Consider the following 24,263-nt stretch of genomic DNA (forward strand, 5'->3'; position numbering starts at 1 on the left):
TGCCCGTCTTTGTTGGGCATTACGCGGCCCTCCAGATGTCCGAGGCGGTGAGGGGTTCGACCAGGCCGTTCGCGATGAATTCGCGGGCCGCGGATTCGGGGATGCGGACGAATCGTCCGAGCTTGACGAAGCGGATGCGGCGTTCGGCGACGAGGCGCCGGGGGAAGCGTTCGGAGGTGTTGAACACCTCGGCGGCTTCGGCGATGGTGAGGAGCCGTTCCCCGGTTTGGAGCTTCGGCGGCGGGGTGAGTGTGCGCTTGGCGGTCATGCTGCCTCCCTCGTTGCCGGAAGTTCTGCGGTGATGGCCTGTGCGAGCTGCTCGCGTCTCTTGACGCGTTCGTTGATGAGCAGGAGCAGGCGGTGTTCGAGGCGTCTGACGTCGGGGTCTGCCGGTCCTGCGCGTTCCCAGACGTAGCCCGGTCCGGTGTCGGTGGTGGTCGCCGAGATCCCGGCCTCGGCCAGGCGAGTGAGGACCCATGCCTTCCGGTCCGCCTTGTGGTCGGCGAGCGTCTTGCCGGACCACTTCCGCGAGACGAGGACGCGGCGTCCGCCGTAGCCGAGGTGTTCGCGCTTGTGGGCTTTGCCCTTGCAGAACCCCGGGACCACGCCGCTACGAGGGTTCTTGGGCTGGACGCCGTACCGGAGCCAGTTGGAGCAGGTAGGTGAGCACGGCTCGTACCGGAGTGCGTCGGCGAGGCGTTCGACGTGGGCTTTCTGTCGGTGGGTTTCGGGTTCGTGGCAGTCGGCGACGCTCTTGACCAGGTATTTGGTCAGGTAGCCGATGCATCGGCGAGCGTCCGGGGTGTCGGCCAGGACGCCCTGTGCGTCGACCTGCCGTCCGAACCGGACCACGTGCAGGGGCTCGGCTTCGGGGTCGTCGCCGATGGCGTCTAGGGCCTCATCCCAGGTGGGCAGGGCCGCGCCGGTGTCGGGGTCGATGTATCCGCCCTGTCCGTCGTCTCCGGCGGCGTCGTCCCAGACGGGCAGGTTCTCGTTCGGGTAGACGACGTCATCGGTGGAGGGCCACCACACCTGGTGGTAGGTGGCTGCGACGACCTGGCGGAGTTCGCGGCGGGAGATGGTGCCGCGGATGGCCATGTGCAGGTGTGGGGCGAGGCGGCGTTGGGGTTCGACGGCGGCGAAGTACTGGACGTCGTAGCCGACGAACCGCCGCAGGTTCTGCACGAACCGATCCACCAGCTTTCCGAAGTGGATCGCGTCGCGTGCGGCCCGCCGGTAGTCGTAGCCGTCCGGATCGACCGGCGTCCCGTCGGAGTGCACGCGCCCGTAGGAGTCGAGCGTGAGGGTGAGGAAGATCGACGGCCGGAACGTCTTCCCACCCGGCGCTGTGAACGTCCGACCCACCGTCCGGGCATCCACGGGGCGGCGGGGAAGGTCCGGCGCGTCCTGGCGTCGCCGCGTGCTCCGCGTTCGCCGGGTCGGCTGGTCACCGGTCTTGAGGGCGCCCCGGACTCCGGCGCGTTCGATCTCGATATCGATTTCGCCCAGGAGCCCGTTCCAGAACTCGACGGGTTCGCCGTGCGCGGTTCCCTCGGCCTCGGCACGGTCTCGTTCTGCCTGTGCTTGGGCGCGCAGTTCCATCAGGTTGCGCTGTTGCTCGGCGGGGTCGTCGCGGACGATTTCGGGCTCGGTGTCGATGTGCCAGCCCTGGGAGCACTGGACGGCGCGGAGCTTGCGCTTGCGCTCGGCGCACGACGGGCAGACCGACGCGAGCGTGTGCCCACACGGGACATAGACGACCTCGGAGGTCCCCGTGTGCAGGTTCACGCGGCGCATGGGGACGGGCCGGATGCACACGCCGTGTTCGAGCGCGACGGCCTTGACCAGGTCTCGCGCCAGTGGCGGGAGCACCTTCACCGGTCTGGCCTGCGAGGTCTGCGCGGCCGGTTCGGCGGGTGTGTCGGGTGCGTCGAGGGTGGGTTGGGTGAACGTCATCCTTCGCCTCCCGTCGTGTCGGCGCTGGTCGAGGTGGTGTTGAGGGGCCGCAGTTCGGAAAGGCGGCCATCGGCGAGGAGCACCAGGACGAGGCCGCCGCAGTGGTCGCAGGTGACCTTGTCGCCGTCCCGGTCGGGTCGGTAGGACAGCCAGGAGGCGTTCAGTCGGCTACAGGTCGGGCAGCGCAGCGCGTCCAGCCAGTGGTGTGGCGCGTTCATGCCGCTCCCAAGGTGGGACCGAATGTCTCGTCATCGGCGTCCGTGTCGTGGTCTGCGTAGGCGACCATGGCGCTGATGTCGTCGTCGGACACATAAGCGGCGCGGACGCGGACCGGGTCGGGGACGGTCTCCAGGCGGACGAACCCGACGCCCGCGCCGATCTCGGGGACAGTCGAGATCTCGTCGGCGTACGCGCCCCGGTCCCGCGCACCGTCGCCCAACACCATGTCGACCTGATCGGATTCGTCGAGGCGGAGCGCGATCCGGTCGGGGAACAGGTTGCGGAGGTTGTTGACCTCTTTGCGGGCGTCCTGCTGCGCGCCGAGGACGCAATACCCGACCGAACGGCCTTGCGAGGTCAGCACGGCAAGAGCCGCTTCGGCCCGCTTGCGCAGATCCCGTTCAGGGCAGTAGGCGGTCAGGAACGCTAGCTCATCCACGATGATGAGCCGGAAGGGGTGCCGGCCGCTCGGGGTGAACGACCGTGTGATGCCCCCGAACTCCTCGGCCCGCCGGTTCATGTCCTCGGCCGCAGCCTCCAAGAGTTCGACCATGCCGCCCTTGGGATCGTCGGAGTACCGGCCGTACCGCTCGAACAGGCCCCGCCCGAAGGACAGTTCCATGCGCTTGGGGTCGATGGCCCAGACCTCGACCAGCCCGGCGACCATCAGCGGGAGCAAGGCCCGCACCACGCTCCAGATGATCGAACCCTTGCCGGAACCGGTCGCCCCGGCCACCAGGACGTGAGTCCCCAGGACCCGCAGCCGCCAAGGCGCCCCGTCCTCACATCGCCCGATCTCCAAGCCGGTCAGGTCGACGTCCGCGGCATCGAGGATGGGGAGGGCGGGGATCGGGGTGGCGAGCACGTCTTTGCGGACGAACTCCAGCCAGACCTGTCCCGGACGGCCACCGTGCCGGACCCGGACCAGCGACGCACCGAACCCGTGGGCAAGGTTGGCCGTGACGCGCTCCCAGACGTCCGGGGCCTGTCCTTTGAGCATCTGGACGAGCACCCGATCGGCGGACGGACCGCACTGGACACGCTTGATCGACGGCAGGTACTCGCGCCCCTTGTGGGTGCGGGACAAGCCCGCCATGACGATCACCGGTTGCCAGTCGCGCCGGTAAACCCGGAGGTGCCGCCACTTGGCGCGGGCGGGGTAGCCGACCCACCGTAGGAACCCCGGTCGATCGAGCGCAGCCCATGCGCCGAGACCGGCACCGGCGAGGAGCACCAGGACGATGGGCAGGACCCAGCCGTACCGCCAGGCCAGCCAGCCCAGACCGGCCAGCACCGACAGGGGGAGGGCGTTGCGGACGGTGAACACCGTCAGGCGGACGAGGAACCGGACGAGGTTGACCAGCAGGACCAGGCCCTCGGGCATGTGCCAGACCGGCGGCGCCCATTTCGGCCCGGCGAACGGGTCTGTGGAGGCTTCGACGGCGACGTTTTCGCCGGGCCCGAGCTTCTTGAACTCCCATGCCATGATGAGGAACCCCCTTCGGGACGTGGACTTTGCGCAGGTAGAGGAAGCGAGCGAGGGGGAAGGGGCGGCGGGAAGGTTGCAGCTTCACGCCGCCCCGCCCTCAACTCACGCGAACTCGATGGGTTCAGGTCACCCGGGCGTACGCGCCGGGGATCGGCGGGGGCCACGGGAGCATGACCGGCACGATCAGCACCGGATTCGCCCCGACCTTCGCGGCAGCCTCAGCGGCCTTGGCAGCCGCCACGCAGGGCTCGCAGGAGGCCCGGCCGCAGTGACGACCGATGGCGTGAGCCCAGCGCACCGCCCGCCGGGAGTCCATCCACTCCCCCAGCAGCGCCAGGCCAGCCAGCGCGGCCAGGGCCATCAGCACCAGGCCCAGCAGCACCAGCGCCATCACGCCGCACGCCCCGAGCCGTCCGAAGCCGACGAGTCGCCGGACGAGGAGGCGTGCCGCTCGTGGAGCCGTTCGACCTTGACCGCGTACGCAGCGAACGCCTTGGCCAGCTCCTGCGCGGACATGACGTCTTCCGTCGTGACCGCCGTCTTGTCGCTGGGGGTGAAGGTGAGGTGAACCCCGCCCTGCATCACCGACACCTGCGCCACATCCCCATCGGTGCAGGCCAGGACCGTCACCGACTCGCCCCCGTGCACGGAGACCCCGATGCGGGGGGACTGGCCCGGCTCTACGACGATCGTGGTGTAGGAGTAGTCGCTCATCAGGCCGCCCGCCCCTTCTGCTCGTTGCGGACCCGGCCGCCGGACCGGTACTGCCGCTCCACCTCGACCGCGTACCGGTGTGCCTGCTCGGCCAGGGTGCGAGCGAACTCCACGTCCTCGGGCCGCAGCCGCTCGGGCATGGTCAGGGTCACCAGGACCCGTCCGACGACGATCGAGAACAGCGGGGTCCGAGCCCGGAACGCCTTGAACTCACTGGTCGCCCCGGCGTCGATCGGCAGTGTCAGCGCCGACATGCGCCCCTTGCCCGCGCCCATCAGGCAGCGTCCTTGGTCTGCGCCGCCGGGCGGGTCTTGGCCGCACCACCGGCGGCACCGCCGGGAGCCCGGACGCCGCGCGCCCGGAAGGAGTAGGCGATCCGGGGGCGCTTCCCCGAGTCGTCCACGTACGGGGTGACCGTCAGCCCGTCGAACTCGCACGGGCGGAACGGCCCGAACACCGCCTCGGGCACGACCGGGCAGACCTGCGCGGAGATCTTCACCTTGATCGCGCTGTTCTTGTGGTTGGCCTCGGGGTCGGCGTCGTAGACGTCCACCACCCAGACCGGGAGACCGTTCTCCTTGTCGGTCTCCTGCCGCTTGGTCTCGAAGTTCTCCAGGGGCTCGGCCGCCGCCGTGGCGAACACGCCGTGCGGGAACACGTCACCGAAGCTCACCGGGATCCGTCCCAGAACCGCCATGGTCACACCTCCGTGGATCGCTGCCTTCTGTACTTAGCAACTCGGGTTGTCGAGTTGCTAAGCAAGAACATACCCCTGGGCGAGGCGATCGCAACGAAGGTGACTTAAGTTATTGAGTGACGTGCGTCACATTAGAGCGGGAACGAGTCCGTCAACTCGTGCAGAGTGCCCGGAAGTGCCAGGTCAACGGCCAGCACACCGCGGCCCGTCGTGTCCCGAAGGACGCCCAGGACGGCCAGGATCGGTTCGTGCGCGCCCAGGTCCAAGGCGTCGGTCTCCTGCTCGGTGGCGGGCCGCGCCGACAGACGCTCATCGATGCGAACCAAGCGCTCATCATGCGCTGACGCCAGCAGCCTGCGCACCGGCACCGTCAGGGGCCCGTCCACTTCCAAGCCCGCGGCCTTGGCGATGTCCAGGGGGAGCCAGAGTGAGACAAGCTCGCTCGGGATCTGGTCGTAGACGCCGACGTATCGGCGCAGGAACGCCGGAGCCCCGGCAGCCAGGCCCAGAAGCTCGGCTACCGGGGCAGGGATCGGACGGCGTCCCACCTCGATCATCTTGACCGTCTCGGCGGTCTCGTGCCGGTCCAGGACGGCGAGGCCCGGCAGGCTGCGGTCCGGGTTGGCCAGCGTGCGCGGTTCCTTGACGAAGCTTCCACGCCCATGGACGCGCTCGACTTCTCCGCCGAGCTGCATATTGTTCAGGGCCCGGACGACCGTCGGACGGGACGTCCCGAACTCCTTGAGCAGTTCGGTCTCGGACGGCAGCTTGTCTCCGACCTGGTACACGCCCTCAGCGATCCGACGCCGCAGCGTCTCGATGATCTGCTGGTACTTCGGGAGGTACTGCCAGTCGTCCGACATCTGGACCCGCCTACTTCTCGACAACACGAGTAGCCCAAGCGTACCCAGGGTGTTTTCGCCCTGTCACACCTCTACCCGTGCCCCGAGCGTGGCGCGATCCGGCCACCCCACCGGGCGAGCACAGCCTAGGAGTAGGAGTCCCCGAAGTCGCCCATGGCCTCACGAAACTCCGGGGAGCGGATCCGGTCGGCCACGTCCAGCAAGCTCTGTACGCCAGACGCTTCGATCCAGATCCGCCGTCCGCCGACACCGCCCCCGGGGCCGAGCAGGGCCACCCACAGCGCCACGCCCACGTACCCCTCCAGGCGTTGAGGCTGGGCGTTGACGACCCAGCCTGCCGTGACCGGGGATGCGGTCAACGTCTCATGCACGCGGCGCGCGCGCTCTTCGTCGGTCGTCCGGCTGTCCGCGTCGAACATCCAGCCCAGATCCCCGCCCGCGCTGTTCCGCCGGAACCATGCCCTCGTAGCGTGCAGCCACCTCATACCGGGACCCTGATCAGGGCCGTAACCCCCTCGTGGTCGGACAGGCGCCGGCCCCCGTCGTCAGCGGACAGAACCGCGTGCTCGATCACCTCCACACCAGGGATGTTGGTGTGGATTCGGTCGGCACGGTGCGCCACGGGGCCGATGCCGTGCCCGACGGTGGGGGTGAGGTCGCCCGCCTGTTCGCCCAGGTCGACGAACCCCGCAGCGGCGATGATCTGGGCGGGGGTGATGTCGAGCTTGCGCTGGATCTTGGCGCTGGACAGGTCCAGGTCCTCGGGCAGGTGGCGCTCACTGAGAGCACGGGCGTTGAAATCACCCGCCGCGATCACGTCGACCTTGCCGATCAGGTTGAACATCTCGGCTTCCTCGGCACGGATGCGGGGGGAGCTGGGCGCGAAGTGAATCCCGCACAGGTCGACGCGGCGTGGCGTTCCCGTGGCCGCTCCGATCGCGACCTCTACCCGCAGCAGGGCGTGGAACCAGGGCGTAAGGCCGGTCTCGTGGCGCTCCTGGACGACGCGGAGCGTCGAGGTCTCACGGACCAAAGCCACCAGGTCACACCCATACCGCGGAGCGGACACCAGGTACCGGCCACCGGGCATGTTCAGGCGTTCGGCGACCTGATGCAGCCGCCGGGACGCCGCACGGCCCCACTTGCACTCCTGCAACAACACCACGTCATGCGGACCCGTCGCCGCGATCCGGTCGAGGATCCCCTGTAGACGGGAATCGTCCACACCGTCGATCCCGCCGTTGTTCAGGTTCCACGTCGTGACCCGCAGCGTGCCCATCATCGGCATGTCACTCATCGGCCCTTGCCTCCTTGTCGGTTCCGGCGGATTCCCCCGCCGGGTTCTCTCCCGTGCCGTGTGTTGTGGGGTTGTCGGCGTCCAGTTGGGACAGGGCGAAGGTCGCGTGGCTGAGGAGCATGTGTGCGCCGCCGAGGGTGTTGTGGCACGAGACCAGGTTCACCAAGGCGTCATCCAGCGTCCGCAACCTGGCTCGCACCCGCACCGCGTCCTTGTCGTCAAAGATCGTGCCTGCCGCCAGGCCCGCCGTTGCGGTCGCGTCATGGGCGGCCTGCATCTCGTCCTGGATCTCCGACAGGACGCCGAGGAAGTGATCCCAGGTCCAAAACAGTTGGTCCAGCACAAGCCCCATGGAGTCCAACGGCACCCGCTCCGCAACCGCGTCACGAAGTTCTGACGACGCCTGGTACACCGCCTCAACCAGCGGCAGCACCCGCGGTGACGGGTCCTCTGATCTGCCTAGCTGGTCGGCCGGGCCAGGCGGAGACTCCCGATCGGCCTCCGGCTCACAGCGGGCCGGAGCGGGAATGGCGAACGACTCGCCGTGCTCCTGTGGCTTGGGGGCCTGTGGCTCTCGGTCCTGTACTCGGCCAGGGCCATCGGTCCGCCTGAACCACCGCATCACGCAACTCCCGAGGACTCGAAGCTTCCACGAGGCGAGATCCGCCACCAAGGCGGACCACCGCCCACCACGAACGTGTGAACTGGCCGAACCAGGCCGCCGCCACGCGATTCCCGTACTCCTCCCGAATCGCCCTGGAGACCTGTCCGGCGTCCAATCCATCCGGAAGCCCCGCACGGCCGACACTCCTGGAGTTGGTCAGGCGTCCCGCGGATTCACCACCGGGTCCGGTCGCCCGACCGGCAGCACGTCCACCAGGACCAGCACCGGCACCACCCGGAACCGGTGCGGGGAACTGACCAGGAGGCCAGCCAGGAACGCGGCCGGACCCATCTCGGGGGAACTCGCCACCCATCACGACACCGGCACGTCAGCGAACGGCACCGCCAACACACGCGCGATGGACTCCGCCGCCAACGCCGTCTCGGACGCCCGGCACAGGGGCTCCAACTCCGGCGGATCGCCACGGTTCGGCCCCGACCAGGCCCAGTACCACCACAGTTCGCGGCCCGGCCAGTTCGGACGGCACCACACCTCCTGGTTCAGCCCCGGCGACAACGCCGCACCCACCAGGTCATCCGGGGCAGGCTCCCCAGCCGGGTTCCGCGTCCACACCGCACCATGCCCACGCACCCTCGCGACCAGGCCACGCGCGGCCAACTCCACAGCCAGCGCCCGCGCTGCCGGAGCCCACGCCGCCGCCTCAGCCAAACTCAACGGCTGCTCACTCACCGCCTGCCCCTTCCACTTGGAAGCGGGACCGGTGATCTGGGGATGTGGCCCGAGAGGCGGTGTGCCATCGCAGTGGCACGTAGGAATTCGTCCCACTCACCAGATCACCGGCCCCGCAGCTCATCACGCCGCCCGTGCCCGTCGTCCCGAGGAGCACGAAGCGCATGTCTCCCGCTCCCGGGTCGGCGGTGTCCCCTGGGCCGAACCCCAGACGAGGACGAAGCGCCGAACCGAGACCCACTTCCAGCCCCGCCCTCGGCAGTTCACGCAAGAACTTGCTTCCCGCTCATCTCGCATGCCGACAAGAGTCCTCTGGCGGAACGTCCTCTTGAAGGTCCTCTATGGGTCCTCTAGAGGACTCTTGTAGGACGTTCAGCCGGTGAGATGGGGCCCAGTGTCCGCTCAAGGACCGTTTGTAGGTACCGTCAGAGGCGTAGAGGACACCACGTAGGAGGTGGGATCAGGTGACGCGACCAGCCGGGAACACCCGTCTCAAGGCCGCTCGGCAGCACGCCGGGTATGCCTCACAGCAAGCCTTGGCGGATGCGATGACGAGAGCCGCGCCGCTTCTTGATCTGGGCCATATCCAGGTGAGCGCCCGTCAGATCCGCCGTTGGGAATCGGCTAACCCGCCGTGGCCCCGAGCCGATCACCAGCGGCTTCTGACCCAGGTCCTGCAACTGCCGATCGATCAGCTCGGCTTCACTCCGCCGTGGGAGACGAGCGGACCGGCAGCGAACGCCGCGGGAACAGTCGCGCACGGCACCACAACGCCTCAGGCCCTGGGGACGGCGTTGCCCTTGCCGAACAGCTCGGCAGCGCTCCAGCCGCCAACGGTCGGTGCCGACTTCGCCGCGATCAATGCTGCGCTTCGCCGCCTCTACTTCAGCGTGCAGCCCACCCAGCTCCATCCGGCGGTGCTGGAACACACCAAGCTGGGAACCCAGCTTCTCGCCGAGACCACCGGCGTCCCCCGCCGCATCCTCGCAACCGCGTTGGCCGAGGCGCTGCTACTGGTCGGCCGGATCGAGTTCTTCGACCTGCGCCAGCCGGACGAGGCGGACGCGACCTACGTCCGAGCGCTCCAAGCCGCAGGCGAGGCCGACGACTCCCTGTTGGGCGCCGCGATCCTGGCGCACGCCGCGTTCATCCCCGGTTGGGACGGCCGCCGGGAAGAGTCAGCCGAGCGGATGCGCGCAGCCCGCACCTACGCCCGCCGCAGCCCGGCCCCGGCCGAGTTCTGGGCATGGCTGGACGCAGTCGAAGCCGAGTGCGAGACAAGGTGCGGCTATCCGCGCGAGGCGCTCCGGCTGATCAACAACGCCGAACACGTTCTCGCCGAGGGCGGCGAAACGCCGGCCCCCGAGTGGTTCAACTGGTTCTCGCCGGTCAGCTTGCAGTCCTTTAAGGGAGACACCCAGCTCAAGGCCGGACAGCCCGCCCAGGCCAAGGCCACGCTCGAAGCCGTGTTGGAGTCGATGGCCGACACCAACGCCAAGCAGCGCTCGGTCATCCTCGGCGACCTTGCCGCAGTCGAGATCGCGCTGAAGAACCCCGAGGGTGCAGCCGCGTTCGCCGAGCAGGCCCTCGATCAGCTCTCGGCCACCTGGTACGCCACCGGCATGGACCGCGTGAACCAGGTCCGCCGCGCCCTCCAACCGTGGGCCGACAGCGACGCCGTCCGCCACCTGGACGACCGCCTGTACGACTGGCAGACGACCGTCAGTTCGTTGCAGCGTTGAACTCAGCGACCCGGCCCGGAAGCTCAGCCAGCGAATCAATCCGCATCGTCGGAACGCTGTCGGCTTCCGGGTCGTCCTGCTGAATGATCCCCCAGGGCCCCCGCCGGATCAGCGCCGTCAACACCCCGACCTCAACTGCCGGACGAATGTCATTGTCCAGCCGGTCACCCACATACAAGATCTCGTCCGCCTCACACGGCGCAGCGTCCACCACACACCGGAAGAACTCGGTGTCCGGCTTGGACACACCCCAGTCATCCGACGTGGCAATCAGATCCGACGGCAGATCCAACGACCGCAGGATCCCCCCGGCCCGAACCGTCTGGTTCCCCGCGATCCCGACCCACAGCCCGTCATCCCGCAGCTTCGCCAACGACGGCCGCACATCCGGGTAGAGATCAGCCTCCCCGAACGTCTCCGGCATCCCCGCCGCGGCCCGCTTCTCCCGCTCCTCGGCCAGGTCGAACCCCGGCGCGAACACCTGGAACGTCTCCCGGTAGTCGAGCCCCCGAGCAATGACCGCCCCGAACGCCGCCGAGAACGTATGACGCGGAACGCCCAGCCAGTCAGCCCACGTCCCGTACTCGGTCGTCTCGTTGACCAGGCACTCGCCGACATCGAACACCACAGCTCGGATCATGCACCCAGCTTATGGCCGATCCAGACGGACGCTCCGCTGTAGAGCCTGGCTCATGCCGGTGGCGTCGCAAATCTCCAGCGTGTTGTTCGCGTCACGGGTACCTCATATCCACGACTTGATATATATCAAGTCGTGGATAATTCGCCTGGAGGCTCTCCCCAGTCAATGCATATAAAAATACAACCGACTGACTTGCGGCGCTGTGTGGCTGATTTGCGGCTGTGCGCGCAGGTCAGCCTAGGTGATGCATATCACATATGGGTCGAGAAAAGGGTGTGACCTGGCGTTTGTCGGGGATGGCGTTCTCGGTGCCCTGGCTGCTCGTTGCGCGGCACGCCAAGAAGACCTGTCGGGCGCGTGTTGTGTGGTTATTCTGCGACGCGGAACAAAGGAGCGGCCGCAGCTGGGCTTGCTATCCGCTAAGAGGGCTTCCCAGCTGCGGCCGCACGACCCGCGAAGGAGTCACGCATGAGACTACAGCGCGTAGACGGCGTCTTTCCGACTATCTTGGTGCTGTCCCTGCTTGCCGCAGCCCTGACTGGTCAGGGAGTTCAAGCCTCCAGCGTGCAGGGGATCATCGGACAGCTTGCAGCCGTTCTGTTGGCTATGCGCTCCAGTGGTGTTGAGAGCCGCCTCCGGCTGGAGCGCTAGAGCGACACGGTTCGATAGCGGCCCGGTTGCGAGGCCCTGAGCACATAGTGCAGGTCGAGTTGTCCCGCTTGTCGAGACGTGTCGGCTCGCCACGAGCCTTGCCGAATTTGGCCGTTTGAGATCAAGGGCGGCGGCGCTCGCGCCGTTGGCGCGGCCCGCCGCCAGCGCGGCCGGAGCATGCGGCGTGGGCGCCGGTCACCGGCCCCGCGCGCCCGGCCGCGCATCGGCGACGCACCGGCCGGCCTCTCGGGCGAACGTCGTCGTGGGGTCGCGCCGCCGCCTCAGCGCGGGCTACGGTCCGCCCATGGGCAGTTGGAGCGAAGGGCATCAAGTCGTCGACCTCGAGGATCTGGACCGGCTGAGAGCACTGTTGGCAGCCGGGTACGACGTTGAGGATGACGACGGCCGCGGCTGGACCCTGCTTCGCCACGCGCTCGATGTCGAGATCGACGGTCACGTTCAGACGGGCGAACCGCTGACCGCAGACATTACGGCCCTGCTGCTCGAATACGGTGCCGATCCGCTCCGTCCCTTCCCCGGACCGATCACCTGGCCCCCGTTGGTGGTGGCCGACAGGATGGGGCACTGGCTGGCCGTCCAGGTCATGCGCGAGCACCTCGCGCGCGGGCCGCGAACCTGATCAGTAAGCGAGCTCGAACCAGGGGGCTGCGCCGCCCCCTGGACCCCCGCGCCCCGGAGGGCACTCCCGCGCGAATCGGTCTGGCACGGGGTGCGCGCCGTTCGCGCGGGAGCACCCTCCGGACAAGTTCGTTCGACTGTTGCGGCCCCTGCCGGAGCGGCCAGATCAGCGGAACGTCTCGCCGGTCTGCGGATCGTGGGTCACCAAGCTGTACTGCCGAGCCAGCGTCACGAAGTCCTGTAGGGCGCTTGCCTCAGTGTTGAGGGCGAGTGACAGCGATACGAAGTAGGCGGCGAGATCTTCGTGCCCCCACGGCTGCCGCCAATCCAGGTCGGGAGCCCACGGAGAGATCCGATCCGCGAGGTCCGGCCAGCGAACTAGCAACTCCGAGCGGAAGTGCTCGACCTCCGGGCTTGGGGTCACACCCTCAACATCCTCGTCATCAAGTCGATCACAGATCTCGTCGGGGTCGCCGACCGCAGACTTCCAGAAGTACAGCTCGTAGGACACGGGCGTATCGTCGCAGGCGACTCGGACAGAGACAGAGCTGCACGGCGACGGGCAGTGGAGCACGATCCGGAACGTGCGAGGGATCGTCGGCGTGGGGAGAGCTCGGCCACCGCTTCGCCGCAGGTCAGTGCCTGAACGTCGTGCCATTAGCGTGCCATTAGGCAGGGTGATCAAGGGGGAGGAACGGTCACCTGCGGTATGGCGGATCTCCAGGTCAGCGGGGGTGACAGGGGTGATCGGGACTATTCCCAAGCTGACAGCGCGGGTTCGATTCCCGTCACCCGCTCCACCACAAAGGCCCAGGCCAGGGACAAGATCCCCAGTCTGGGCCTTCGTCGTTCCCGGGCCCGCCAAGCGCCACGGGCGATTAGCGGGCAATCGGGCTACAAAGACGAGGGCCCTGCTGTCATCGGCGGCCTTGGCCCTGAGGAGCGCGTCCACACCGTCCGCGGTGCTCCTCGCTACAACTCTCTGCTCGGCCGACTCAACTTCACCTCGCCAGAGGAGACCACCGGGCCGACCGCGAACGCCGCAGAGCCAGCTGCACACGCCGCCACAACGCCTCAGGCCCTGGGGACGGCGTTGCCCTTGCCGAACAGCTCGGCAGCGCTCCAGCCGCCAACGGTCGGTGCCGACTTCGCGGCGATCAATGCTGCGCTTCGCCGCCTCTACTTCAGCGTGCAGCCCACCCAGCTCCATCCGGCGGTGCTGGAGCACACCAAGCTGGGAACCCAGCTTCTCGCCGAGACCACCGGCGTCCCCCGCCGGATCCTCGCAACCGCGTTGGCCGAGGCGCTCCTACTGGTCGGCCGGATCGAGTTCTTCGACCTGCGCCAGCCCGACGAGGCGGACGCGACCTACGTCCGAGCGCTCCAAGCCGCAGGCGAGGCCAACGACTCCCTGTTGGGTGCCGCGATCCTGGCGCACGCCGCGTTCATCCCCGGTTGGGACGGCCGCCGTGACGAGTCAGCCGAGCGGATGCGCGCAGCCCGCACCTACGCCCGCCGCAGCCCGGCCCCGGCCGAATTTGGCCGTTTGAGATCAAGGGCGGCCGCGCGAAAGCCACCGCCCAGGCCCGGCCGCCTGGCTGACGGCAGTCACGGGGTACGCGCCGCCGAACTGACGCACACCACGGGCCGCAGCTTCCTACATGCCTCGGGCAGGGGCCTCCGACTCCGGGAAGCCCGGCCCAGACCGTGACGGGCAGTCGAGGGGCTGAGGTGGGGAAGCTTCCCGTCTGCCGCCGTCCCGATCAGAGATCTACCAGGGCAGGGGGCGGACGACGACAGACGGGAAGCTCAGGCGAGTGGGCGTACGGTCGTTTCGAACCCGTCGCACCGCATGAAGGAGCATGGTGACCTCAGCATCTGTGGCCTATCAGGTCGGCCATTCTGTTGACTGCAGGGAAGTACTTCGCGCTGGTAGACGGCTGCTTGAGCTGTCCAGGGTCAGGCCGACTTTCGTCTCTGTCGAAGTCCTCACTGACACCCATGCAGGCCCGGCTCGGTACGCATGGTTGTCCGAGGGAGCAACTTTGCAGGCGACCTACCCAGCCGAGCTGGCAGCGCGGGTCAGCAGCTTGGTCGAGAGCCAGCCGGGCGTGGAGTTCGTACCGATCCCCTTCGACAACACCGAGCACATGCTGCGCCTGTCGCTGGAGTGTCCGGTTGTCCCGCTGCTACGGAACATCCCACTGGTCAAGGCTTGGATCTCAGGACGCTATCCCGTGGGAACCGTAGAGCAGCGCTTGGTCGAACTGGCCATCCACGACCAAGCGGAACTGCAGTGGTTCCCCTGTCATTGGCCGGGAACTCCGGGTTACGCCTTCAACCTAGTAGTGCTGAACGTAAACGGTGGTCTCTCCTCATGCAAGGGAGGCAATGGGCATCACCTTGTGCTGCATGTCGGGGCGGAGTTCGACGGGAGCGATCGTGCCCAGGCCGAGGAAGACGCTCGCTGTGACGCAGTCGCAGCGCAACTCGCCAGCCAAGCAGGACTGTCGGTGACGGCCCGCGAGTACGGATGGGGGTAGGTCAACCTCCGTGGATGTTCGCCGGACGGCCCGGCTGCACTCAGGACGCCCAGCGGTTGTCTGTACAGGCCACCGAGTCCCAAGATCCACAGCGCACTGCAAATCCGTCCGCCGTCCCCGTTGGTGCGGTGATCAACGGGGACTCATGGTCGCTGGCGGCGAGAACCGTCGAGTGGTCAGCCACAGGTCAAGCCAGGGATCAGGCGTTCCGCGGCAGGTGGGCTTGATCCGAGAGGGCTACAAGTTCGAGCCATAAGCCTGACTCTCGGAATCTAGGTTGTTGGCACCCGCCCCGCGCCCTTCGCAGTCCCATTCCTCCGCCGGGGCTCGGAGTGGAGTCGCCCGACCAGGGCCAGGCGGTGAGCGGCGAGGGCTACCGGTGCAGGTCAGAAGGTAGCCGGGCGGGCGATTAACGGGCGATTAACGGGCGATTAGGCAGGGCGATCAAGGGGCAGCAGAGGGCAGTGATGGGTAGATCGATGCGCCGGTCAGCCGGGGTGACGGGGGTGATCGGGACTATTCCCAAGCTGACAGAGCGGGTTCGATTCCCGTCACCCGCTCCAGAGCAAAGGCCCAGGCCAGGGGCATGATCCCCAGCCTGGGCCTTCGGCGTTCCAGGGTTCGGATGGCCCGCATGCCATCAGTGTGCAATTAGGCCAAGGGGACGAGCACCCCAGCTGCCCCGTCGTCGTCCTTGGCCCGCGGGGCCTTGAGGAGCGCATCCAGTCCTTCGGCGGCGATTCGGCCTGCCTGCTGGTGGTACCGCCGCGCGACCCGGCATCGGCGTCGCCCGGCGCGTGCGGCGTGGGCGCCGGTCCCCGGCCGGCGGGCGCCTGGCCGCGCCTCGCGCAACTTCCGCCATGCCGCCGGCGATCGGCTGCCACGGGGTCGCGCCGCCGCCTTCAGTCCCCCAAGAACCAGAGCTGGCGATGCGCGCCAGCTTCCACGAACTCGCACAGCCGCTTGAGCTCGTCTCGGATCTCCGGGACCATCGGGTTCCTTTCAGGTAGAGCATTCAGCTCTAGGAGCAGCGCTGCCGCCTGCGCATGGTTGAACATCGTGTCGGCGTAGGGCAGCAGATACCGGAGCATCGGGATACGGCTCACATCCACACGGTTAAGCCAGAAGATGTCTATCCCGTGGCTGCCGCGCGCTACGACCTTCTCGTTTTCCCGCACCTGGTAGTGGATCACAGCTCATCTTGGCGTAGGTAATGACAGCTAGGCGAGCTCGAACCAGGGGGCTGCGCCGCCCCCTGGACCCCCGCGAACCGGAGCACTCGTTCGCGCGCTTCTGCCTGGCACGGGGAACGACCGTTCGCGCGAACGAGCGCCCCGGAACGGTCCCTGCGTCTGTGACGGCAGGATGAGGTTGCGGCGAGGACCAGGCCGTCACGTGCGTTAGCGGAGCCGCGGAGACCATCCAGTGAGCTGTCTTTCCAACTCCGCTGCCGCTTTCGTTGCGTCCATAGTCACCAACACCAGCCGTAAATTCTCGGCGTTGCTGCCGATGCGTTCTGAATAGACCAGGTAACCCTCATCGTGAGTACGCGCCACGAAGCCTGGGGACCACTCAGAGTCCCAAGCCATCTGCGCAGTCAGGAAGAAGCGGGCATGCGAGGTCATGGGAGCCCACCGGCGCAGGGGCGTTCGCCGAACCGCCCTGATCAGGGCTCCCAGGTTAGGCGGCACCCATGTGTTCATCCTCGTCAGGCGAGTGTCTTCCTTGTCCGCCAGTCTCTCCCCGGCGTCCCAGAAATCTTCCAGCGTCATCCCCACAACGCCATCATGATGGACGTCGACCCATGAGGTAAGCCAGGACAACCAGCGGCGCACCCCAGCCCCCGAACCAAGATCCGGAGCATATGCGGAACGGCTAGTGCGACAGAAGCAGGGTGACGCATCGCCGCGCAGGTGAGCGGTCATGCGTCTGGTGATCAGGGCGACGCCCTCCGGAGCCGTGAACGAAGAGGGCCAGGCGCTCGAAGGAGTCCAGCGTCTTGCCTGGTCAGCTCCAGGTTCGTCGTGCCATTAGCGTGCCATTAGGCAGGGTGATCAAGGAGTAAGAGCGGTCACCTGCGGTATGGCGGATTCCCAGGTCAGCGGGGGTGACAAGGGTGATCGGGACTATTCCCGAGCGACAGCGTGGGTTCGATTCCCGTCACCCGCTCCAGAGTAAAGGCCCAGGCCAGGGGCATGATCCCCAGCCTGGGCCTTCGGCGTTCCAGGGTTCGGATGGCCCGCATGCCATCAGCGTGCAATTAGGCCAAGGGGACGAGCGCCCCAGCTGCCCCGTCGTCGTCCTTGGCCCGCGGGGCCTTGAGGAGCGCATCCAGTCCTTCGGCGGCGATTCGGCCTGCCTGCTGGTGGTACCGCTGCGCGACCCGGCATCGGCGTCGCCCGGCGCGTGCGGCGTGGGCGCCGGTCATCGGGCGGCAGGCGCCTGGCCGTGCCTCGCGCACCTCTGCCCTGTCACCAGTGGCTGGCGGTCACGGGGCGGGCCGCCGTTGTCAGTCGCCCAAGAATCAGAGCTGGCGATGCCCGCCTGCCTCCACGAGCTTGCATAGACGCTTGAGGTCGTCCCTGATCTCCGGGACCAAGGGGTTCCCTTCAGGTAGATCGTCCAGTTCCTGGAGCAGCGCTCGCGCCTGCAGATGGTTGAACATCGTGTCGGTGTAGGGCAGCAGGTGCCGAAGCATCGGGATCCGGCCCGCATCCAGGTTGTCGAGCCAGAAGATGGCTATCCCGTGACTGCCAAGGGCTAGGACCTTCCCGGACTCCCGCGCTTGGTAGCGGATCGCAGCTCAGCATGGCGCGGAAGATGCCGGTCGAGCGAGCCGGACCGTCTGATCTGTTGCGGGGCCGGTTGCTGCGAGCACGGCCGGTCATCGTGTTTGGCGGCCGGACGACCCGGCCGGGGCTGTTCGCCGAAGGGCACCGCGGCATGCGCATGCGTCAGAGTGCGGCAGCGCGTCCGTGGTTTGGCAGGCGTCGGCGGCAGCGGCCGCATGTGCCGTGAACGGCAACATCAGGCGCCGTGCTGCTGCGGTGAGTTACAGAACCGCCCCGCTCGGCTACTATCGGCTTGTTGATCATCACTGACTGTCACTGACGCTCGTCGGCCGGCCTCGCTCAAGCTCCGGCACGTCGATCGCGACTTGATGCAAGAAGGGGATGTCGCATGAGGAAGGGCAATTCGCCGAAGGCGGCTTCCAGTAACTTCGATGCTATCGAAGCGCTCGTCCATCAAGGCAAGTCCGTCGTTTCCGTGGAAGATTCCGCGATAATCGAATGGGCGATCAAGGCGATTGAGGGAGGTCGTACCGCGACGCTCTACCTCAAGCCCACCGTGTTTCAGGCGATCAGAAGATGGTACTGGACGCCGGAACGCGTCGAGCATGTTGGGCTGCAGCCTATTTCGGCGGAACAGATCGCGAGGATCAAAGCGGATTTCGGCATAGAGGTCGACGGGAACGCCAACAGCTTGAACTGTCCTCGATGCGGGCACTGCTACAGCACGTACGAGTTCATTCAGCAGGGCATTGAGGAGCATGGCCTGGAGGTCGTGAGGGACACGTTTTCGCTCACGCGAGTGGCTCTCCTGCAAATCCATCCCGTGCAAAATATCACCTGCCGGAACTGTCGCCTGTCCATGCTGATAAGGGTCGAGGCCGAGGATGGTGAAGGGTTTGGGAACTATGGTGGCTACTACTACGACTACGCGTGCAGTCAGGGCAACGCCTACGCCTGCTGCCAATGATGTCGTGGTCACCGCCCCAGGCCTCCGGGGCTTCGGCGTGATCAGGGTGGCCTAGACCTCGCTTGCCAGGTGCCTGGGGTGCATGTGCTAGCCCGCGCGCAAGGCGATTTTGTGTGTGGTCAGTCAATCGAGACAGGAGACTCCACCTCGCCACAGGTCGGGTGCTCCTGAGTCGTGTTCATCGGGGCACGGGGGCCAGGGCGCCAGCCGTTCGTCATCGCGGGGGCGGCGAGTCGGGAACTTCGGTACCGGATTACACTGACCGCCAGCAGCCCGTGAAGCTGCGGATTCATCAGAAGCAACTGCATTGGCCGTGCGCCCCTGGGATCTGTGGTGGACCTGGGCGCTCTGTCGCGCGGATCTTTGTGTCACGCCGCGGCTGGACGCTCCGGAACGGTGGGTGTTTGTTCCAGCCAGCGTCCGGCCGAGGATCCTTCGTGGCCCGGCATGTGTGTGAAATTGAGTTGGCGAATCTTGTGGTGGGCCGGATGTAGCTCACGTTGCCGCATGTCGAAGATTCAGTGACGTGAAATCGGCGGGTGATCAGCGCGCGGGATGGGTATTCCGGCCGCCCCGCCGCCGTCCCGGCCTGATTCAACGCGTCAAGAGCAGTGGCGCTCGCGCCATTGACGTGACCGGAACGTGCGGCGGGGGCGTCGGTCGCACAGCTGGAGTGAAGGACGTCGAGTTGTCGACGTCCAGGACCTGGACCGGGTCAGTCGATCGCCCAGGCGATCGGCGCGACCGGGCTGTCGGGGTTGGTCGGCTTGTAGACGATGCCGGTGGCCCGAACCTTGCCCGGCACCTCGTAGACGGCCCACCCCCGCACGCAGTCTCCTGCCTGGATGTGGCGCGGGTTGACCGGATACAAGGTGACCTCGAAGTTCTTGGCCAATGGCTCCTCCGGCTGGACGGCGGAGCCGTCGGGCAGCCGCAGCGACCACGCCGGGACGGACACGGTCGTGGCCGTTGTCGTGGACCGTTTCATGCAGGTCTCGATCTCCACCCCCGCCCATTCGAAGCCGGTGCGCGGAAGGTACCTGCCCGGCAGCGGCTGCCGGTAGGTGAACGCGGTGATGGACGCCGCGATGTACGGCGTCGCGGCCGTCCCCGGGGTGCCGAGCTGGAGTGCGGCGGGGGTGCTCGGCGGCGCGGGTGTCGTCGGGGTTTCCTGGGGTTTGGACGGGCTGGTCTCGGCCTTCGGCGCCAGTGGGTTGGTGCAGGCGGTGAGGGCGAGGCCGAGGACGGTGAGGGTGGCAGCGATCCGCGCGGTCATGGCGGCTCCTGGGCTGTGGGTGTGGTGCCGATGGGACGCGCCACATCCGAATCCGGTTCACTCCGTCCTCCCCCGACGCCGGGCCTTGCAGGGGCACAGAGTCGCGTCGTGGCTTCAGTCGCCTTCGGCTTCTACGAGCCCCATGGAGAAGGCGAACGACGTGATGAACTCGCGGTACCGCTGGTCGGGTTCGGCCGCGGCCAGTGTCGCCAAGGTGTCGACGAGTCGCTGTTTGTCCGTGTCGGCGAGTTGGTTGAGCAGGTAGCCCGCGTACTCGGTCTGCTTGATGGCCGTGTCGTCGTCCAGGACGTCGTCATCGCAGGTCTCGAAGAACCATGTGTAGGCGACCACGGCCTTGAGGAGCTGCGTCAGCAGCTCGGGAGATTCGTCCATCGAGGCATTCTGGCCGAGGAGCGCTGCCGTGGGTTCCGCGGATCCCGCTGCTTGAGGTGGCCGGATAGAGCCGGCGGTCCTCTTGTCGTTCCTTGCGCGATCTTCAGTGCTCTTCGCATGGGCCGTGGGCCCATGGACGAGTTCGTGGGCGGTCCTACAGTCGTTGGGTGAGCACTGATCCGACAGAGAGCTTCGCGAGCGCACGCGCGGCGGCGGGTGTTCTGTTCTTGGACGTCGCCGACCGCGTGATGCTTCTGGTCCCGTCCTACAAGGACTATCGCGAGATTCCCGGTGGCTACATCGAGACCGGTGAGACTCCGAGTCAGGCGGCGGCACGCGAGGTTCGCGAGGAGCTGGGCATCACGCCGCCGATCGGTCGCCTCCTCGTCGCGGACTGGGCGCCGGACGACGCCGAAGGCGACAAGGTCCTGTTCGTCTTCGACGGGGGCGTTCTCGCGGCCGAGGAGCTCGCCGGGATCCGGCTGGATCCGGGCGAGGTCGTGTCCTATGCCTTCCACGACGTCGCGGACGTCCACGACCTGACCATTCCGCGCCTCGCCCGCCGCATCGTCCACGCCCACCGGGCCGGTCAGGACGGCTCGACGCGCTACCTCGAACATGGCGAGCTTCCGCTATGAGGCGCGGGGCTTCAGTTCGAGGCCGAGGTCGTTCCGGAGCGAGCGGGCCTGGTCGGGGCCGGCCAGGATGTAGATGTCGTCGATGCTGCGGTCGTCGTCGGTGACCTTGTGGAAGACGCGCGGGTCGTCCCCGCCCGGCTCCAGCTCGTCGATGAACTGCCACACTCCGAACAGGTCGAGGTAGTCGTCCGCCTGGTGGTCGATGGGCCAGTAGGTGGGCTCGCCGTTGAGCTGGAACTTCAGGACCTCGTCGCCGTCTTCGTCCTCGCCGAGCTCGACGTCCGTGACGGTGAACTCGCCCGAACAGGCCGCCGCGCGTTCCAGGATCCCTCGGTAGCCCTCTTCGAGGTCGCCGACGTCGTCACCGGAGACGACCACCGTCACGCCGAACTCGTAGAGGACGTCGAGGACGCCGTCGGGGTCGAGTTCCTTGTCGTGATCCGGCGCGTACTCCGCGATCGCCGCCAACGCGTCGTCCGCGCGCTCTCGGGTGACCATGTCGAGTTCCACCAGCCGGTCCGCGATCGTCCGGCATGTCACCTCCACCATGGGCCCCGATTGTGGCGGGTCGCTCGGACATTCCGGAAGATCCAAGTGTGGGAACCGTCGGCCGGGGCCGGACGTCCCAGCGGCATGAGCGTGTCGACGACGGTTCTGCCGCTGGCGGGAGTGGTACTCGGGTCGGCCGGAACCCTGGTCGGCCAGTATCTCTCGACCCGCGTTGAAGCGCGACGGACGCGCTTCGAACAGGACAAAGCGGAACGCTCCGAGCGCAAGGAGGCGCTCATGGAGTTCCTCTCCGCGGCCCAGCAGGTGGAGATGTGCCTGGACCGGCTCTCCATGGGAGAGCAGCTGGACGAGTCCGAGGTGTGGAAGCAGCTGCACCTGCTCTGGCTCGCCAAGAAGGTGCCCGAGTTGGTGTGTTCTCCTTCAACGGCGCAGGCGGCGCATGACTACACGTTCGCGCTGGACGGGTTGGTCCGGGGGCGGAGCGCTGCCGAGGGGGCTCCGGCCAAGCGTGAACTCCGCTTCGCGTTCATCGAGGCTGCTCGTCAAGAACTCGGGGTCGCCGGTGAGCCGTTGAGGAGGATGCCGCCTGGCGGCGAGATCGGCGTATGACTCCGGTCGGCTCGCTCGGCGTAGGCGTCACCGAGTGGTGTCAGTCGTCGAAGTCGACGTTGGCGGCCTTGGCGGCGGTGATGAGGGATTCCATTCGGGACGGGGTTGTGGCGGCCTTGCTGAGGAGGGCTGCCAGGGCTTCGAGGGCGGGACGGTCGGAGCCGTAGGCGCAGAACATGCTGCCTTCGGGGTCGTAGGAGAAGCGGTTCTCCAGGGACGGGGCTTCGGTGGTGACGAGGAACCGGGCGAGGCCCTCCCAGAAGTAGCCGTTCGGTTCGTGGCCGTGTTCCTGGACCAGGGCGTCCACCTGCGTGGTTCCCGCGTCCAGGAGGAGGGAGAACGAGCCGGGCCTGGTTTCGAGCAGCTTCAGCGGGGTCATGGGCGCGGAGCCTGGCAGAAGGGTGCGACACCCCGCTTCGTAAGATCGGCGGTATGAGTGAAAAGAGTGAACTGCCGCGCTATCGGGTGTTGACGGGGCCGGACGATGCGTCGTTCTGCTGGCGGGTGAGTGAGGCGCTGGATCTCGGATACGAGTTGCACGGGTCGCCGTCGCTGACGTTCAACGGGGATCGGGTCATCGTGGCTCAGGCCTTGGTGCGGCGGCGCGCGGAGGAGTGAGGATGCGCGGGTTCGAGGAGCTGGTGGACGAGGCGTCCGAGGCCTCGGTCGAGGGGTGGGACTTCTCCTGGCTGGACGGGCGGGCCACCGAGGCGCGGCCGTCCTGGGGGTACGCGCGGTCGATGGCCTCGCGGCTGGCGGGCGTCCGGTCGGCGCTGGACGTTCAGACCGGCGGCGGGGAGGTGCTCGCGCGGGCCGGGAAGCTGCCGGTGACCATGGCGGCGACCGAGTCGTGGCCTCCGAACGCGGCCAAGGCGACGGCGTCGCTGGGGCCGCGGGGCGTCGTGGTCGTCGCGACGCCGGACGAGCCGCCGCTGCCGTTCGCGGACGGGGCGTTCGAGCTGATCACGTGCAGGCATCCGGCGACGGTGTGGTGGGACGAGATCGCGCGGGTCCTCGAGCCCGGCGGGACGTACTTCGCGCAGCACGTCGGGCCGGCGAGCGTGTTCGAGGTGGTGGAGTACTTCCTCGGGCCGCAGCCGGAGGCGCGGGGCGCGCGGGACCCTGAGGTGGAGAGCGCGGGCGCGCGGGCGGCCGGGCTGGAGGTCGTCGACCTGCGGACCGAGCGGCTGCGGATGGAGTTCTTCGACATCGGCGCCGTCGTCTACTTCCTGCGCAAGGTGATCTGGATCGTGCCCGGGTTCACCGTCGAGAGGTTTCGCGAGCGGCTCGCGGAGATGGACGAGCTGATCCGGCGGGACGGCTCGTTCGTCGCGCATTCGTCGCGGACGCTCATCGAGGCGCGGAAGGCGTAGGTCACACCGGGTGGCGGAGTTCGGCGGCGGTCTGGGCGAACTCCGCCTTGAGGGCCCGGCTGACATGGGCGGCGTCGAGATGCTGGAGCGGTGGCTCGCCGGGGCGTCCGTGCGGAGCTGCGGGCACGGCGCGGCCGACGGCCTGCCCGCCGACGTGTGGCAATGCTGCGACCGGGACGATCCGCTGGTCCGCGCGCGGCGCCGCGACGGCGGGCGTCGGCGCGCGGCCCGTCGTCGTCCACAGGTTGGACGGCAGGATTCCCGGAGGCCACACTCTTCGCGTCACCGAGGAACCCATCTTCGTCACGCAGGGCTGATTGCGGGTCACGGAGGCCGATTGCCGCGAAGGCGGCCGTTCGGGATGACGCAAGTCAGCTCTCACATTGCGTACGGTCACGGTCACATTGCCGGTACCAGGCGTTTCCCGTGGTGCATGCCGGGAATTCTGCTCCCATCGAGGGAACGGAGGCGGTTCCATGGAGGTCGTCATCGAAATGACCTTGCCGAGGGACGCGGAGAGCGCGCCCCTCGCACGGCACACGCTGGACGCCTCGCTCCGCGGGCTCGGGGTCTCCTCGGACGTCCGGGCCGACATCGCGCTCGCCTTGGGCGAGGCCTGCGCGAACGTCATCCAGCACGCCGTGTCCAGCGTCGCCTACGAGATCCGTGCCCAGCTCGATCCGGGGCGCTGCGTCGTGGACGTGATCGACGGCGGGGGTGGCGACGTCCCGCAGAGCTGGACGGGCACGCATGATCCCGTCCACGACGAGAACGGCCGCGGCCTCACGCTGATACACGCGTTCACCGACGACCTGGAGATCAGTGGACGCGCCGACAAGGAGGGGTCGGTCGTCCATTTCGAGAAGTCCTTCGGCTGACCGTCCGGAAAGGCGGACCGGCC

33 protein-coding genes are annotated in these 24,263 nt (G+C 67.7%); 10 read left to right on the forward strand and 23 right to left on the reverse strand.

All coding sequences use genetic code 11. The features are described from left to right. Positions 1-19: 19 nt before the first annotated feature. The 14 genes from AB0L06_RS11655 to AB0L06_RS11720 all read right to left on the reverse strand — a co-directional run bounded on the left by AB0L06_RS11655 (position 20) and on the right by AB0L06_RS11720 (position 8,589). Positions 20-268 (reverse strand): excisionase family DNA-binding protein, encoded by a 249-nt coding sequence (locus AB0L06_RS11655; RefSeq protein ID WP_500230908.1) that lies wholly within the window; start codon positions 266-268, stop codon positions 20-22. Next, a complete protein-coding gene (locus AB0L06_RS11660) occupies positions 265-1,956 on the reverse strand; it encodes a replication initiator (RefSeq protein ID WP_500230909.1) in 1,692 nt (563 codons plus the stop codon). Before AB0L06_RS11660 ends, AB0L06_RS11655 begins: the two co-directional genes overlap by 4 nt. Next, the gene (locus AB0L06_RS11665; protein WP_500230910.1) at positions 1,953-2,174 is read right to left on the reverse strand and encodes a hypothetical protein; all 222 of its coding nucleotides are present in this window, start codon (positions 2,172-2,174) and stop codon (positions 1,953-1,955) included. The genes AB0L06_RS11660 and AB0L06_RS11665 overlap by 4 nt, the downstream gene beginning before the upstream one ends. Next, on the reverse strand, positions 2,171-3,661 hold the full coding sequence (locus AB0L06_RS11670; protein WP_500230911.1) for an FtsK/SpoIIIE domain-containing protein: 1,491 nt from the start codon (positions 3,659-3,661) through the stop codon (positions 2,171-2,173). Before AB0L06_RS11670 ends, AB0L06_RS11665 begins: the two co-directional genes overlap by 4 nt. Positions 3,662-3,785: 124 nt before the next feature. Then, complete coding sequence (locus tag AB0L06_RS11675; RefSeq protein WP_500230912.1) at positions 3,786-4,055, reverse strand: hypothetical protein; 270 nt, start codon at positions 4,053-4,055, stop codon at positions 3,786-3,788. Continuing rightward, a complete protein-coding gene (locus tag AB0L06_RS11680) occupies positions 4,055-4,378 on the reverse strand; it encodes a hypothetical protein (RefSeq protein ID WP_500230913.1) in 324 nt (107 codons plus the stop codon). The genes AB0L06_RS11675 and AB0L06_RS11680 overlap by 1 nt, the downstream gene beginning before the upstream one ends. After that, positions 4,378-4,653, reverse strand: a complete 276-nt coding sequence (locus AB0L06_RS11685; protein WP_500230914.1) for a hypothetical protein — start codon at positions 4,651-4,653, stop codon at positions 4,378-4,380. Before AB0L06_RS11685 ends, AB0L06_RS11680 begins: the two co-directional genes overlap by 1 nt. Next, positions 4,653-5,075, reverse strand: coding sequence for a plasmid replication, integration and excision activator (locus tag AB0L06_RS11690; RefSeq protein ID WP_500230915.1), 423 nt, complete (start codon positions 5,073-5,075; stop codon positions 4,653-4,655). The genes AB0L06_RS11685 and AB0L06_RS11690 overlap by 1 nt, the downstream gene beginning before the upstream one ends. 131 nt (positions 5,076-5,206) lie before the next feature. After that, positions 5,207-5,938: a GntR family transcriptional regulator gene (locus tag AB0L06_RS11695; RefSeq protein WP_500230916.1), complete on the reverse strand. Its 732-nt coding sequence runs from the start codon at positions 5,936-5,938 to the stop codon at positions 5,207-5,209. Positions 5,939-6,063: 125 nt separating this feature from the next. Continuing rightward, positions 6,064-6,423, reverse strand: coding sequence for a hypothetical protein (locus AB0L06_RS11700; RefSeq protein WP_500230917.1), 360 nt, complete (start codon positions 6,421-6,423; stop codon positions 6,064-6,066). Next, on the reverse strand, positions 6,420-7,235 hold the full coding sequence (locus tag AB0L06_RS11705; protein WP_500230918.1) for an endonuclease/exonuclease/phosphatase family protein: 816 nt from the start codon (positions 7,233-7,235) through the stop codon (positions 6,420-6,422). The genes AB0L06_RS11700 and AB0L06_RS11705 overlap by 4 nt, the downstream gene beginning before the upstream one ends. After that, positions 7,228-7,668 carry a hypothetical protein gene (locus AB0L06_RS11710; protein WP_500230919.1) on the reverse strand — a complete coding sequence of 147 codons (441 nt, stop codon included), beginning with the start codon at positions 7,666-7,668 and terminating at the stop codon, positions 7,228-7,230. Before AB0L06_RS11710 ends, AB0L06_RS11705 begins: the two co-directional genes overlap by 8 nt. A gap of 387 nt (positions 7,669-8,055) precedes the next feature. After that, a complete protein-coding gene (locus AB0L06_RS11715) occupies positions 8,056-8,208 on the reverse strand; it encodes a hypothetical protein (protein ID WP_500230920.1) in 153 nt (50 codons plus the stop codon). Between the two features lie 3 nt (positions 8,209-8,211). Continuing rightward, positions 8,212-8,589, reverse strand: a complete 378-nt coding sequence (locus tag AB0L06_RS11720; RefSeq protein WP_500230921.1) for a hypothetical protein — start codon at positions 8,587-8,589, stop codon at positions 8,212-8,214. 464 nt (positions 8,590-9,053) lie between these two features. Between AB0L06_RS11720 and AB0L06_RS11725 the strand changes: the two genes are divergently transcribed. Further along, positions 9,054-10,331 (forward strand): NsdA family TPR-like regulatory protein, encoded by a 1,278-nt coding sequence (locus AB0L06_RS11725; protein WP_500230922.1) that lies wholly within the window; start codon positions 9,054-9,056, stop codon positions 10,329-10,331. Here the strand turns inward: AB0L06_RS11725 and AB0L06_RS11730 are convergent. Beyond that, positions 10,312-10,971, reverse strand: coding sequence for an HAD family hydrolase (locus AB0L06_RS11730; RefSeq protein ID WP_500230923.1), 660 nt, complete (start codon positions 10,969-10,971; stop codon positions 10,312-10,314). The two genes, AB0L06_RS11725 and AB0L06_RS11730, sit on opposite strands and share 20 nt — an antisense overlap. Positions 10,972-11,926: 955 nt before the next feature. On the opposite strand from AB0L06_RS11730, the gene AB0L06_RS11735 reads away from it, so the two are divergent. After that, entirely contained in the window at positions 11,927-12,262 is a 336-nt protein-coding gene (locus tag AB0L06_RS11735; protein WP_500230924.1) for an ankyrin repeat domain-containing protein, read from the forward strand. Between the two features lie 165 nt (positions 12,263-12,427). Here AB0L06_RS11735 and AB0L06_RS11740 read toward each other — a convergent pair whose 3' ends face one another. Further along, positions 12,428-12,772, reverse strand: a complete 345-nt coding sequence (locus AB0L06_RS11740; protein WP_500230925.1) for a hypothetical protein — start codon at positions 12,770-12,772, stop codon at positions 12,428-12,430. A gap of 198 nt (positions 12,773-12,970) precedes the next feature. On the opposite strand from AB0L06_RS11740, the gene AB0L06_RS11745 reads away from it, so the two are divergent. Then, the gene (locus AB0L06_RS11745) at positions 12,971-13,972 is read left to right on the forward strand and encodes a hypothetical protein (protein ID WP_500230926.1); all 1,002 of its coding nucleotides are present in this window, start codon (positions 12,971-12,973) and stop codon (positions 13,970-13,972) included. 334 nt (positions 13,973-14,306) lie between these two features. Continuing rightward, complete coding sequence (locus tag AB0L06_RS11750; RefSeq protein WP_500230927.1) at positions 14,307-14,804, forward strand: hypothetical protein; 498 nt, start codon at positions 14,307-14,309, stop codon at positions 14,802-14,804. A gap of 902 nt (positions 14,805-15,706) precedes the next feature. Here the strand turns inward: AB0L06_RS11750 and AB0L06_RS11755 are convergent. Further along, positions 15,707-15,997 carry a hypothetical protein gene (locus tag AB0L06_RS11755; protein WP_500230928.1) on the reverse strand — a complete coding sequence of 97 codons (291 nt, stop codon included), beginning with the start codon at positions 15,995-15,997 and terminating at the stop codon, positions 15,707-15,709. A gap of 1,331 nt (positions 15,998-17,328) precedes the next feature. Then, a complete protein-coding gene (locus AB0L06_RS11760; protein WP_500230929.1) occupies positions 17,329-17,502 on the reverse strand; it encodes a hypothetical protein in 174 nt (57 codons plus the stop codon). A gap of 482 nt (positions 17,503-17,984) precedes the next feature. Between AB0L06_RS11760 and AB0L06_RS11765 the strand changes: the two genes are divergently transcribed. Continuing rightward, complete coding sequence (locus AB0L06_RS11765) at positions 17,985-18,563, forward strand: hypothetical protein (RefSeq protein ID WP_500230930.1); 579 nt, start codon at positions 17,985-17,987, stop codon at positions 18,561-18,563. A 715-nt stretch (positions 18,564-19,278) separates the two neighbouring features. Here the strand turns inward: AB0L06_RS11765 and AB0L06_RS11770 are convergent. Further along, positions 19,279-19,839, reverse strand: coding sequence for a hypothetical protein (locus tag AB0L06_RS11770; RefSeq protein WP_500230931.1), 561 nt, complete (start codon positions 19,837-19,839; stop codon positions 19,279-19,281). A gap of 114 nt (positions 19,840-19,953) precedes the next feature. After that, the gene (locus AB0L06_RS11775; protein ID WP_500230932.1) at positions 19,954-20,232 is read right to left on the reverse strand and encodes a hypothetical protein; all 279 of its coding nucleotides are present in this window, start codon (positions 20,230-20,232) and stop codon (positions 19,954-19,956) included. Between the two features lie 167 nt (positions 20,233-20,399). Here AB0L06_RS11775 and AB0L06_RS11780 point away from each other — a divergent pair, with 167 nt between their 5' ends. Then, complete coding sequence (locus tag AB0L06_RS11780; RefSeq protein ID WP_500230933.1) at positions 20,400-20,870, forward strand: NUDIX domain-containing protein; 471 nt, start codon at positions 20,400-20,402, stop codon at positions 20,868-20,870. On the opposite strand, the gene AB0L06_RS11785 is transcribed toward AB0L06_RS11780, so the two are convergent. Continuing rightward, complete coding sequence (locus AB0L06_RS11785; protein ID WP_500230934.1) at positions 20,865-21,419, reverse strand: hypothetical protein; 555 nt, start codon at positions 21,417-21,419, stop codon at positions 20,865-20,867. The genes AB0L06_RS11780 and AB0L06_RS11785 overlap by 6 nt on opposite strands. Before the next feature lie 84 nt (positions 21,420-21,503). Here AB0L06_RS11785 and AB0L06_RS11790 point away from each other — a divergent pair, with 84 nt between their 5' ends. After that, a complete protein-coding gene (locus AB0L06_RS11790; protein WP_500230935.1) occupies positions 21,504-21,989 on the forward strand; it encodes a hypothetical protein in 486 nt (161 codons plus the stop codon). A 40-nt stretch (positions 21,990-22,029) separates the two neighbouring features. On the opposite strand, the gene AB0L06_RS11795 is transcribed toward AB0L06_RS11790, so the two are convergent. Beyond that, positions 22,030-22,368, reverse strand: coding sequence for an Imm51 family immunity protein (locus AB0L06_RS11795; protein WP_500230936.1), 339 nt, complete (start codon positions 22,366-22,368; stop codon positions 22,030-22,032). 53 nt (positions 22,369-22,421) lie between these two features. Here AB0L06_RS11795 and AB0L06_RS11800 point away from each other — a divergent pair, with 53 nt between their 5' ends. Continuing rightward, the gene (locus tag AB0L06_RS11800; RefSeq protein ID WP_500230937.1) at positions 22,422-22,607 is read left to right on the forward strand and encodes a DUF1737 domain-containing protein; all 186 of its coding nucleotides are present in this window, start codon (positions 22,422-22,424) and stop codon (positions 22,605-22,607) included. Between the two features lie 2 nt (positions 22,608-22,609). After that, positions 22,610-23,362 (forward strand): methyltransferase domain-containing protein, encoded by a 753-nt coding sequence (locus AB0L06_RS11805; RefSeq protein ID WP_500230938.1) that lies wholly within the window; start codon positions 22,610-22,612, stop codon positions 23,360-23,362. A gap of 1 nt (position 23,363) precedes the next feature. Here the strand turns inward: AB0L06_RS11805 and AB0L06_RS11810 are convergent, their stop codons facing one another. Continuing rightward, complete coding sequence (locus tag AB0L06_RS11810) at positions 23,364-23,648, reverse strand: hypothetical protein (RefSeq protein WP_500230939.1); 285 nt, start codon at positions 23,646-23,648, stop codon at positions 23,364-23,366. Between the two features lie 208 nt (positions 23,649-23,856). Between AB0L06_RS11810 and AB0L06_RS11815 the strand changes: the two genes are divergently transcribed. Further along, positions 23,857-24,240, forward strand: a complete 384-nt coding sequence (locus AB0L06_RS11815; protein ID WP_500230940.1) for an ATP-binding protein — start codon at positions 23,857-23,859, stop codon at positions 24,238-24,240. The last annotated feature ends 23 nt before the right edge of the window (positions 24,241-24,263 follow it).

Origin of the sequence: Spirillospora sp. NPDC052269 (assembly GCF_040679435.1) — a bacterium.
Lineage (GTDB): Bacteria > Actinomycetota > Actinomycetes > Streptosporangiales > Streptosporangiaceae > Spirillospora.